The organism is Rhodococcus sp. P4_E4 (assembly GCF_056401575.1).
Genome location: NZ_JBFUJB010000033.1, coordinates 23,861 through 35,276, shown reverse-complemented (window position 1 = coordinate 35,276; position 11,416 = coordinate 23,861). Strand labels below are relative to the sequence as shown.

The window sequence follows — 11,416 nt, the reverse complement described above, 5'->3', positions numbered from 1 at the left end:
GATTCCGCACCTGACCAACCGCACGAAGGTCGTCCCCGCCACCCTCCTCAACACCGCGGGAATCGCCGGAGCTGCACTCACAGCGAGTCGATAGCACCTCACAGACCCTTTCCTCCGACCACTGACGTGGAGACGCCGCGCGGCACAGTTCGGTGGCCTCGGCAAAGCGGTCACATTCATGGACAGTTAGAAGACAAGCCCCAGCTGACCATTATGTGCTTTAGTATCCATGAGTGGATAGACGAACGAGTTTGAACAGGGTTGCAAGTGACTACGATATGATTTAGGTACATATCGCGAGAGGACAACCTCACTCATGGAACACTGTTGCTCGCCGAGCCGTACATCGCCGCATCGCTCCGATACGACCAGCAGCGAAATTCGATTGGGAGCCCAGCCCGAGCAGCGTCAGGCCCGTGAAGACGCGCATGACGCACGCGAGTACGTCGAACTTACTGGTGGCGAATTTCTCATGGGAGATCCGTTCGATGAGGGATATCGCACCGACGGCGAACGGCCTGTGCACCGCGTTGAAGTCGCGCCCTTTGCGATAACAGCGACGACGGTGACAAACACCGAGTTCGCGGAATTCGTGTCGGATACCGGTTTCGTCACCGACGCTGAGCATTTCGGGTCCTCAGCCGTTTTTCATCTGGCAGTGAACGCACCCGTGTCCGACATGCTCGGTAGATCTCCGGGGGCTCCGTGGTGGATTGATGTTCGCGGGGCGGACTGGGCTCATCCCGGCGGGAGCCGTTCTCACTGGGCGGAGGGCGGCCTCGGGGACCATCCTGTCGTGCACGTCTCGTGGCACGATGCCGCTGCCTACTGCTCCTGGGCTGGTGGGAGGCTGCCAACGGAGGCCGAATGGGAGTTCTCAGCACGCGGCGGACAGAAGGGCAGGAGGTATCCCTGGGGTGACGAGCTCAATCCGGCAGGCGAGGATCGATGCAATATCTGGCATGGTCGATTCCCTGAATCCAACACGCTTTCCGACGGGTTCCTGACAACCGCGCCGGTACGCTCGTTCCCTGCGAACGATTTCGGTCTTTTCGAAGTCGCCGGCAACGTGTGGGAATGGTGCGCCGACTGGTTCTCACCTTCGTACTACCGCCGTTCGCCCCGACAGAACCCCCTTGGCCCACGAGACGGTACCTCGCGTGTCACCAGAGGCGGTTCGTACCTGTGCCACCACAGCTACTGCAACCGATACAGGCTCGCCGCTCGCTCAGCGAATACACCTGAATCATCTACGGGCAATTGCGGTTTCCGGATGGTGCGCCAATGACGCATCTAGATCAGAGACCAGGCACCACCGCTGGCGGGGGTTACCGTATGCGCCTTGAATTCGTCATCCTCGGAATGCTGGCGATGAGTCCGTTGTCCGGCTACGACATCCGTAAGTGGATGGACGGCCCCGGACAGTATCTCGGATACGGAGTCCAACTGCCGCACATCTATCGGACGATGCCCAAACTCATCGACAAAGGCTGGGTCGAATTCGAGGTAGACCTACGAGACGGCAAGCCCGATGCCAAGGTCTATCGGCTCACCGACACCGGGCACACGGCCCTACTCGACTGGGCGCGATCGCCCTACACACCGTCACCACGGCCCTCCGATCCAGATTTCAAACTTCGTCTTCTGTTCGCGGGCCAACTGGGCCCGGACGTCGCCATCGAACTGATCCGCACCGAGTTGGATTTTCGCATCGCCCAGGCCACATCCCCAGGTTGGCAAGCCGTCGTGGAGATGAAGCTTGAGCCCGCCTCTGGAATCGACGCGTCCTGGGTACACGAGTTGCACACCACTGCTCACGAACACGGGTACATGGCAACCGCGAGTTACATCGCGTGGCTCCAACTCTCTCTCGCGAAGTTCGAGAGAGAAGCGAAGGGCACGGTCAGCTCGGTTCCCTACCGAGGGCAAGGCGATTCGGTCGATTCGCCTGTACAGAAGGCGCGCCCCTAGTCCTGGGTTTTGCTGTTCGTTGGAGCTCCTCGCGCAGGGTTTCTCGCCGATCTTTCAGGCTTCGGGCGCCGATCTCACGGCCATGAAGACCATCAACCCCTCGATCTCGGGTGGGCGCACATATTGCATCAATTGAATCAACTCAGTCGTGAATCGACGTCGTACGCGCAAGGAAGCTGGCATGACCTCAGACCCCGACGATACCGATCGTCGCTGGCCGACGAAACTCTATTCCGTTGGAAGCGAGCCCGATCCGCGCTTCAGTCTCGCCAACGAGCGCACTCTTCTCGCGTGGATCCGCACCTCGTTGGCTTTTCTCGCTCTCGGTGTGGCGCTCGATGCCCTTGACGACATCGTTACCGCAGGGCACAGCTCGTTGCTCGCACTCGGTTCGGTGAGCTTGGGACTGTTGTGCGCCGTGGGAGGCGTGCTCAGGTGGTGGAGGAATGAACGAGCGCTCAGGCGAATGCTGCCTCTCGCCGCCCCACTGACCGCTGTCGCGGTGACAGTCATTGTGGGAGGAATTGCGGTGCTCTTGCTGGCTTTGGCCATCGCGGGGCGCATCCCGTGAATCTCTCTGGGGATCATGGCGCGCAAGTCGAGCGCACTGCCCTCTCGTGGCAACGCACTGCAGCGGCAATATTGGCGTGCGCGCTCGCCATTTCGCGCATCACCACTCCTCATCTTTCATGGGTTGCCGCTGGGGTGACGGCAGCAGCCCTGGGTCCGGTACTGGTACTTATTCTCTTATCTCACAACAGGTATCGGCACATGACGTATGCGCTCGGAACACCTCAAGCGCAGGGGCGGGTGCGTCGAGGCAATCTCCCGGATGCGCGCCTGCCGATCGCGGTCTCTGTTGTCATGATCGGAATGTGTCTGTTCGAGTTGGTTCACCTTCTGAGCGCTCGAACTGCGTGACCGGTACGCCGATCGGGCCTGACCTGGTGTGACATGCAGAACCACAGCGCCGGAGGTCCATCTGTAAATTTCTATCCGCGATCGCCGACGTGGCACCGGTGAGTTGCGCGCCCGGAGTACACCTGCGGCGGTTGTGCCGCGTCATCCTTTGCCTTTGCCGGATCACTCTGGTTTGCATTTTCGAGGATTGGTATTCCGTTCTTCGTCTTGCTTTTCGTTTCCACAGTCGGCCTCGGACCACTGTGGAAGAGAGTCGACCTCATTTTGATTCTTTCGCTACACGGCATCGAGGGTCGGTCGTCGGTCACGATGGAGCGCTGACGCAACTCGCTGTCTCGACCAGTTCCCGCCGCCGCTGGCCGAATCGCCGACGTGTGTCTGTGATCTCCTTGCAGGCCCCCCGGGCCGCCGCCCGGGTTTGGCTGAACGGCTCAGAGAGGGTCGAGCACGCCGAACCATGGGTCGACCGGGACATGACCGATTGCCCGACCGTGGGGGCCGAGCAGTGCGCCCACACGCTTGATGTGCCGGAGGGCCACTGCGCGCTCTACGATTCGTATCCCTGGAACTCGTTCAGCGAGAATCGTTTCGAGTCGTTGCAAGTCTTCAAGTCCTCTCATCCACAGTGAGATCATGAGGTTGGCCGCGCCGCCGGTCAGACCGACGGTCAGTCGGGTCTCGGGAAGGTCTGACAATGTTCGCGCTACATCGGCGTGCTGTTCGGGCGGTACGTCTGCCCAGAGTGTGGCCGATACCGGCCATCGTGTGAGGCCATGTGGGACGTCACAGCGCACGACGATCTCGCGGCGGGCCAGTACTCCTTCGATTCTGCGGCGAGCAGTCGGGCGGCTGACGCCGAGCCTGTCGGCTAGTTCACTGACGCCCATCCGTGCGTCTTCGGCGAGTAGTCCCAGCAGTTCGCGATAGCTACGGTCCGAGACGAGTGCCGGGGCATCGGTTGTCCTGGGTCGGTTGCGTTCTATACGGCCCTGTTCGCCGATGTCAAGGGAGCGGAGCTGCCAGTCACCGCCTTCGACAAAGATGCGGGTACCGGGCTGTGTCTGGGTGGACGATACGCCCGCGATCTGCGAGATGCCGTGCAGCAAGAACTCCGACAAGGCTTCGAGACCGGCAGTCGCGACGGTGAGCACGAGATCGCGAGAGCCGGTGACGTGCTCGATTGTGACAACGCGAGGATCCGTCGCCAAAGCCTCAGCGACGCTCAATACCTTGTTCGTGACGCAGTTCACCTCGATGAACGAGACATTGAGACGGTGTCCCGCCCCGGGCCCGGGATAGGCCGAAAGCCACGCAGAGCCGGCTGAAACCAGTCTGGACCACCGCCTGGCCACAGTTGCGGCATCGAGGTCGAGTGCTTGTCCCAGTTGGGCCCACGAAGCACGCGGCGCCAACTGAACAGCATTGAGCACCCGCATCTCGTTCTCACTCAGACTTTCCATATGAGGTTTTGAACTCCTTGGTTCTTTCCATTTCTCGCATATTGGCGGATCTTATGTTTCCGATCCCTAGTGTCGCATCTCATCAGTTCCACATTCCACGAAGGGACCTCAGATGCCGCTTCCCGACGGGCACATAACGGCGACAGTTCCACCAGCAGCGGTGCCGTCCGGTCGGCGAGGACACCAGCCGAGTAAGGCACGAACGAGTCGGCGAGCACTCAGCGCGGCGACAGTCGGTTCCGTGGTCGAGTCGTACGACTGGAGCATGTACGCAGTGCTCGCGCCCTTCTTCGCCGATCAACTGTTTCCCGGTGTCGGCACGACCGCGACCCTGATGGCCTACGGCGGATTCGCCGTAGGCTTCCTGGCCCGCCCGATCGGGAGTGTTCTCGTCGGGCGCCTCGCCGATCGCAGAGGTCGCCGATTCGGACTCATGCTGTGCATCTCGGTGATTGCCGGTGCAAGTTTGCTCCTCGCTGTAGTCCCGTCCCACGCCATGATCGGAGCGTGGTCGGCAGTCCTGGTGGTAGTTGCCCGCTTGATCCAGGGGTTGGCCTACGGCGGCGAAGCTCCCACCGTTGCGGCGTACATCACCGAAACAGCACCGCCGCGCAGGCGTTCGCTCTTCAGCGGCATCTCCTATGCCGGGGTCATCATCGGATCACTGATGTCGTTCGCCACTGTGGCGGTACTGAACGCCACTCTGGGTGAAGAAGGCCTGGCAGAGGGTGGATGGCGCTGGGGGTTCGTCGCCGCCGCTCTCATCGGTCTCGCAGCGATCTGGGTTCGCAAAAGCGCCCCGGAGAGTGAACAATTCGAAGAAGAACTCGAAGCGCACGGAACCCAGAGACCTCCCGTCCGCACGGTGTTCACCCAGCACCCGTTCGCATGTGCGGCGTTGTTCCTCATCGTCGTCGGCAGCACGGTCTCGTTCTACTTCTCACTGGTGTACCTCCCCGTCTTCGCCGATCACATCGGAGCGGCAAGTAAAGCCGGTGCGTCGTCGTTCATGCCGGTTGTTTTTGTCACCACACTCGCGGCAATGTTGTTGTCGGGGCTACTGGCCGACCGCATCGGCTTGATCCCGGTGATGCGCGGTGGCGCGCTCATGTTGACCGTCGCCGCAGTTCCACTCTTGTACGGCATGTCTTCCGGTTCCCTGCCGTTTGCAATGGTCGCCGTAATCCTCGGAATCCTTGTCGCACCGCAAATAGCTCTCGCCAATCTGCTGAGCGGGCTGTTGTTCCCCGTCGCCGTGCGGGCCGTTGGCGCGGGAATCGTCGGTGCGGTGGCAGTTTCCGTGTTCGGCGGAACCTTTCCGTTACTCGCCGAAGCACTGGCGATCCGCGGGCACTCCGCTCTTATTCCCTACTATGTCGCTGCCGCGGCGGCGATCGGGCTCGGCGGAACATTCGTCGCCACCCGAGTTCCCGGTTTCACCGCCCTTGCCCGCCCCATCCGCGATGAGGTCCAACCATGAGCGCAACATTCAGCACCACATCCTTGGTCGACGACGCTCGAACCATGTCCGACGAGCTCATCTCCCTACGACACCGTCTTCACGCAGAGCCCGAGATCGGCCTTGACCTGCCTCGCACCCAGGAGAAAGTTCTCGGGGCTCTGCAAGGCCTCCCGCTCGAGATCACTCGAGGAACACAGTTGTCGTCAGTGACCGCCGTCCTACGCGGTGCACGTCCCGGTAGCACCGTCCTGCTACGTGCAGACATGGACGCCTTACCTGTGCACGAGCTCACGAACCTCGAATACAGGTCCCGGTTCGACGGAAAAATGCATGCGTGCGGTCACGACTTGCACACCAGCATGCTTACCGGTGCAGCACATTTGCTCAGCGCTCGTCGAGAACACCTCGCGGGCGATGTGGTCTTCATGTTTCAGCCCGGCGAGGAAGGCTACGACGGCGCGGCCGCGATGATCACCGAGGGAGTCCTCGACATCGCAGGGACTCGCGTTGATACCGCATACGGTCTGCATGTGATGTCCTCGGGTTTTCCCGCCGGCACCTTCTTGACACGACGTGGCCCCTTCCTGGCTGCCTCTGACACCGTCACCGTCACCGTCACCGGAGCGGGCGGACACGGATCGTCACCGCACCGGGCCAAAGATCCCATCGCTGCAGCTTGCGAAATGATCACCTCGTTACAGATGCACATCACTCGGACATACGACGTCTTCGACCCAGTCGTCGTCACCGTTGGAGCGTTCCACGCGGGCACCCAACACAACGTGATCCCCGAAGCAGCAGTCTTCGAGGCCACTGTGCGCACTTTCTCCGCATCCACCCGCAGCGCGATCAAAGACGGATTCGATCAAGTCTGTCGCGGAGTGGCCGCCGCACATGGCGTTGATGTCGAGGTCGACTATCAGGAGTGCTACCCGGTCACAGTCAACGATGCAACCGAGGCTGAATTCGCCGTTCAGACCGTGGGAGAGGTACTCGGTGAGGAAAGAGTGGGTTGGGCTCCGACACCGGCTGCCGGCTCGGAGGACTTCTCGCGAGTACTCGACGTCGTTCCGGGAGCGTTCATCGGCCTCGGGGCTACCCCGAGCGATCGCGACTGGTCAACCGCGCCCAACAACCACTCTGCGAACGCCGTTTTCGACGATGCGGTACTCGCCGACGGTGCCGCTGTGTACGCCGAACTAGCCGCTCGCCGTCTACAGATACTCGCGCAGCAAGATTAGAGAGTTTCCCAGCTGATCCTCGAACACCTTGAAGGCCAGTTTCTGTGTCTCGCCCCGGCCGAGGAGAGCGCCAACGCTGCAAGGCACGGGTCGCTGCGAGGGCGAGCGGCCTACGGGGACGCGTCTCCGATCCGAGACAAACGGATTCCGCACAGTACTGCCGATAATGGAGAGTAGACCGAGATGGCAAGCACGAGAATGACATTGTTGTCGATCTACCTTCGACACCGACGCAAACCGAAGTTGACGACCTCTGCGGACGCACTCAAGCATCTCGCTGCACCGAAAGGCGATCCCGCTCCTCCCCGTCGCTTCCACACACGATTCCGAGTGACGAGGCGCACGGTCCATGGTTTCGATTGCTACAGCCTCGAACCGCGGACGACACATTCGACTCAGGCTGTGGTCTACGTCCACGGAGGCTCGTACGTCAACGAAATACTCGCCCCTCACTGGTCGTTCATCGGGGAGCTGGTCGACTCGGGCTGCCGAGTCGAGGTGCCCATCTATGGGCTGGCGCCCACACACGATCACCACGCCGGCGCAAAGTTCCTGACATCCGTATACCGTGATCTCCTCAGCGAATTCGACGCGACACGAATTACTGTCATAGGCGATTCGGCAGGGGGAGGTTTAGCGCTGGCAGTAGCGCAATCCTTGCCCGAGTCCGGTCTCGCCCAGCCGGCCCGCCTCCTTCTGCTGTCACCGTGGTTGGACGTCACGCTGTCCAACCCGGACATAGCCGCGATGGAACACAAGGACCCTTGGCTCAATCGAACACCGTTGGCGGACTTCGCTCGCGCATGGGCGAACGGCACAGCACTCGAATCAGCCGAGTTGAGTCCGATTAACGGCCCGTTGCACAACCTGCCTCCGATCGAGGTGTTCGTGGGTACGCACGACATTGTCTACCCCGATGTAGTGCGCCTACGCGACCTGGCGACCAAGGAGGGGAACCCCATCACTGTCCACGTGGTGGAGGACGGGATCCACGTGTACGTGCTGGCACCAGTTCCTGAAGGCAGGCTCGCGAGGCGGCGCATAGTCGAATCGCTGTCGGTCTCGGGGACGCGTTGCTTTCGTCGGTAGATCCGTCGAGGGGCCGGCGCGGGTGCGGGGCAAGCGGTGGCTGCATCAGTTGCTGCCGCGAAATCGAGCCACCTCACCCCCGCTCGATAAGCGACGTCCCGCTCATCGCTTTCGCGCATGCCCCCTGGACACCATCGGTTCGGCCACAGTTCGCATCGCATGACGGACCTGGCGTTCAGGCCGCTCTGCTCGGCCGAGGGCCGCGATTGCGGTGCGCGGCTGGTTCATGTTGCGAAGTATTTCCGCGGGCCGCGGGTTTGACGACATTTTCTCCGAGTTCGAGTTCAGGTCAACGGACAGCGACAATTCCGGCTGCAGACCATCGCCGGGTCTCCCTCATCGAAGACCCTGACACCTCCCGCAGCCGGAATTGCCTCCAGCCGTGACATATCGATTCCTCGTCGGTTCCATCCAGTCGCGATGCTGCGGCAGTAGTCGATGTCACCGTCGCCGGCCGGCATCGCAACTGCCGGTCTATGTTCCGAGCCCATGCTCACCTGTGCTCCGACGAATCACAGGTGGAGTGCAAGGAATTCCAGCGTGGGACCGATGGCCTCGGCAGAATATGCGACCGCGTGCCGGGACCCTGGAAGCTCTCGTGTCTCGACGAGGGTCCCTACCGACCGCAGGCGGTCTGCGAATCTGGTCATCTGATCGAGCGGGATCAGTTCGTTGGAGGAGTTCAACAAAAGTGTGGACGCCTGCCCCGGTGCGACGTGAGTGATCGGTGAGGCTTCGGTGGCCAAATCGTTGCACAGGTTGATATGAGGGAGGCATCCCAGATAGATCTCCGCTGCGCCGAGTGCGAGTGCTGTGTTCGGGGCGCTCCCCTGGCCGGTGAGATCGTAGGGTCCAGACCAGCCCACGACTGCCTTGAGCGGAGCCTGCCCCGCGGTGACTGCCTGCATGAGTAGATGCGCCCCGGCCGAGGTTCCCAAGCCGCCGATCCGATCTGCGTCAATTCCGAAGGCATCCGCGTGTGCGTGGATGTGGTCGATGGCCGACTTCACGTCCTCGACCTGACGGGGATTCCGCGGAGCCGACAACTCGTAGTCGACATTGAAGACGACGAAACCAGCGGCAGCGGCCTGCCGCGCTTGGTCGTCGAGCAGGGCGCGAGAGCCGCGCACCCATGCACCCCCGTGGACCATCACGATCGCAGGGCCATGCGATGCCACAGGGCCGGCGGGACGGTAGACGGTCATGGCTTGGGGGCCGTGGTCGGTGGGGTAACTCGTTTCCGTGTAGGTCGGTTCCCCTGGCGGTGTCGACGGTGTTTGAGGGACGGGCACGCTCGCCGAAGCGATCCCTGTAGACAAGAGCACCGCCACGGCGGTGGCACCGACTTTGGTGACGATGGACGAGCACAGTCCCGCTTTGGTTGTTCCGTCGAGCATGGAAGCCCTTTCTGTTCCTGTACAAGAGTTTTCGGCTACGCGCCCGGCAGGTGGGCGGGGTGTGGCTGCGCGATTTCAGGCAGCCTGTTCGCCGATGCTCTCCGTGCCAGGCACCCGGGGGTCCGGCACGGGGAGGCTTCTGGCAGCAGCGCGGCGCGAAATCAAAGTGCGCGCTGCTGCGAGACGGTGACGCGTTTTCTGGAAACTTATTTCTGGGTGTATGCACGAAGGGAAGGGTTGACCATGACGCCCCACAGGTCTTCGTCGACACCGACGTTGTCGCGGGTGGCGAAGACGAGGCTCGACCGTGCTACCGGTGCGAACCAGGCGTTGTCGACGAGCCATGTGTCGATCTCGCGCAGCGCCGTGTCGTAGGCATCGCCTGTCACGCTGCGGGCTTTTACGAGTAGAGCGTCGAGCTGTTCACTGCGAGCGCCCATCGGATTCCACGTCGCGGAAGGTAGTACGGATTGGCCGATGTCCTCCCACGCGGTGCGGGAGCCGAGCTGCATGTAGAAGATCGGGTACTTTCCGGACGAGAGTTCGGGGATGGTCTTACTGGGGGGGATTTTTTCCCAGGTCACGTTGATTCCTGCTTCCGACAGCTGCTGGGACAACGCCGGCGCCAGGCCCGGTTGGGATGCGGAGAACCAGTCGGGAACGGTCAGATCGAGCCCATTGGGGTATCCGGCCTCGCTGAGTAGTGCTTTGGCTTTGGCCGGGTCGTGGGGGTAGCGAGTGTCCAGATCGGGATCGTAGGCGGCACTGTCCTCGGCGAATATCTGGGTGGTTGCCGTGCCCGCGCCGAGCATGAGTCCCTCGACGAGTTCGTCCCGTCCGAGTGCGTAGTTCAGTGCCTGCCGGACTCGGACGTCGCCTAGCGCAGGAACCGAAGAACCCTGCCTGTCGGCGATGACGAAGCCGGACCAGTTGACTTCCCGTTCGTACAGGCTCAGTCCGGCGCCACGTGCGTCGTCACTGCTGGCAGGAGAGAGTTGTGTGGCGCTGATTTCGCCGTTTTTGATGGCGTTGAGGCGAGGTGTCAATTCGGACATCGACCTGACGACGACCTTGTCGTACGGGTATGCGTCCTTGTTCCAGTGCTCGGGGTTGCGTATGTAGGACTGACGGTCGACACCGGAATTGCCCGCGTCATAGATGTACGGTCCTGTGCCCACCGGTTCCTTTGCCAGCGTGCCGGCAGCTATGGACTTCGGTGAGGCCATCAGCCCGCCTACCAGGGCGAGACTGGGCAGCAGCGCAGGGTCTCGGGCGCGTAGTTTGAGTATTACCTGCTCGGGCGAGATGACCGTGACGTCGGTTACTGCGGCCAGTTCTTGTGCGGCCATGCTCGGGGTCGAACGTGAGTGATCGAGGTTCACCTTGACAGCTTCTGCGTCGAAAGGCGTTCCGTCGCTGAACTTCACACCCGTGCGCAGATTGACGGTGAGTTCGGTCTCTTCGGCGTTGTACGACCACGATGTGGCGAGGTCGGGTTCGAGATTCTTGTCCTTGCCGAAGCGCAGCAGCGTATCGAATACCGGTTCCCAATACACGACGTCGTTGCCGAGGAGGTTGCTGTCTGTGTCGAACGATGTTTTCGGGGTGAGCGAGGCAATGGTCAGGGTGTCCGATGTCTGGCTCGTCGCTCCTCCGCTGCTACACCCTGTCACTGCAAGGGCAACGGCGACCGCGGCAACACACAGCCGGGACCAAGTTCGTGGCATGGACTCTCCTCGTCGAATGGATCCGCTTCCGCCACTATGGCGGGGATCACACTGAAGCAGTAGCCTACTGACTGAGTACTCGGTCGGCAAGCCCTTTCGGGCCTATTGTCATCGATAGATATCCGGCAAGAAGAGTTCTCCCACTCCC

10 protein-coding genes and 1 pseudogene are annotated in these 11,416 nt (G+C 61.7%); 8 read left to right on the top strand and 3 right to left on the bottom strand.

Annotated elements, in window-relative coordinates; translation table 11 throughout:
* The 5 genes and pseudogenes from AC1DVN_RS29390 to AC1DVN_RS29370 all read left to right on the top strand — a co-directional run.
* A pseudogene (locus tag AC1DVN_RS29390) lies at window positions 1–94 on the top strand (polyphosphate--glucose phosphotransferase); the annotation flags it as partial.
* A gap of 222 nt (window positions 95–316) precedes the next feature.
* Entirely contained in the window at window positions 317–1,288 is a 972-nt protein-coding gene (locus AC1DVN_RS29385) for a formylglycine-generating enzyme family protein (RefSeq protein WP_477847804.1), read from the top strand.
* A 47-nt stretch (window positions 1,289–1,335) separates the two neighbouring features.
* On the top strand, window positions 1,336–1,971 hold the full coding sequence (locus AC1DVN_RS29380) for a PadR family transcriptional regulator (RefSeq protein ID WP_477847806.1): 636 nt from the start codon (window positions 1,336–1,338) through the stop codon (window positions 1,969–1,971).
* 181 nt (window positions 1,972–2,152) lie between these two features.
* Window positions 2,153–2,542, top strand: a complete 390-nt coding sequence (locus AC1DVN_RS29375; RefSeq protein ID WP_477847808.1) for a YidH family protein — start codon at window positions 2,153–2,155, stop codon at window positions 2,540–2,542.
* Window positions 2,539–2,892 carry a DUF202 domain-containing protein gene (locus AC1DVN_RS29370; RefSeq protein ID WP_477847810.1) on the top strand — a complete coding sequence of 118 codons (354 nt, stop codon included), beginning with the start codon at window positions 2,539–2,541 and terminating at the stop codon, window positions 2,890–2,892. Before AC1DVN_RS29375 ends, AC1DVN_RS29370 begins: the two co-directional genes overlap by 4 nt.
* A gap of 431 nt (window positions 2,893–3,323) precedes the next feature.
* On the opposite strand, the gene AC1DVN_RS29365 is transcribed toward AC1DVN_RS29370, so the two are convergent.
* On the bottom strand, window positions 3,324–4,352 hold the full coding sequence (locus tag AC1DVN_RS29365; protein WP_477847812.1) for an Lrp/AsnC family transcriptional regulator: 1,029 nt from the start codon (window positions 4,350–4,352) through the stop codon (window positions 3,324–3,326).
* A 112-nt stretch (window positions 4,353–4,464) separates the two neighbouring features.
* Between AC1DVN_RS29365 and AC1DVN_RS29360 the strand changes: the two genes are divergently transcribed.
* The 3 genes from AC1DVN_RS29360 to AC1DVN_RS29350 all read left to right on the top strand — a co-directional run bounded on the left by AC1DVN_RS29360 (window position 4,465) and on the right by AC1DVN_RS29350 (window position 8,144).
* On the top strand, window positions 4,465–5,832 hold the full coding sequence (locus tag AC1DVN_RS29360) for an MFS transporter (protein ID WP_477847814.1): 1,368 nt from the start codon (window positions 4,465–4,467) through the stop codon (window positions 5,830–5,832).
* The gene (locus AC1DVN_RS29355; RefSeq protein WP_477847816.1) at window positions 5,829–7,055 is read left to right on the top strand and encodes a M20 metallopeptidase family protein; all 1,227 of its coding nucleotides are present in this window, start codon (window positions 5,829–5,831) and stop codon (window positions 7,053–7,055) included. The genes AC1DVN_RS29360 and AC1DVN_RS29355 overlap by 4 nt, the downstream gene beginning before the upstream one ends.
* Window positions 7,056–7,238: 183 nt before the next feature.
* Window positions 7,239–8,144 (top strand): alpha/beta hydrolase, encoded by a 906-nt coding sequence (locus AC1DVN_RS29350; RefSeq protein WP_477847818.1) that lies wholly within the window; start codon window positions 7,239–7,241, stop codon window positions 8,142–8,144.
* 512 nt (window positions 8,145–8,656) lie between these two features.
* On the opposite strand, the gene AC1DVN_RS29345 is transcribed toward AC1DVN_RS29350, so the two are convergent.
* Entirely contained in the window at window positions 8,657–9,541 is an 885-nt protein-coding gene (locus tag AC1DVN_RS29345; RefSeq protein WP_477994653.1) for an alpha/beta hydrolase, read from the bottom strand.
* A gap of 206 nt (window positions 9,542–9,747) precedes the next feature.
* Window positions 9,748–11,268, bottom strand: coding sequence for an ABC transporter substrate-binding protein (locus AC1DVN_RS29340; protein WP_477847822.1), 1,521 nt, complete (start codon window positions 11,266–11,268; stop codon window positions 9,748–9,750).
* Window positions 11,269–11,416: the final 148 nt, after the last annotated feature.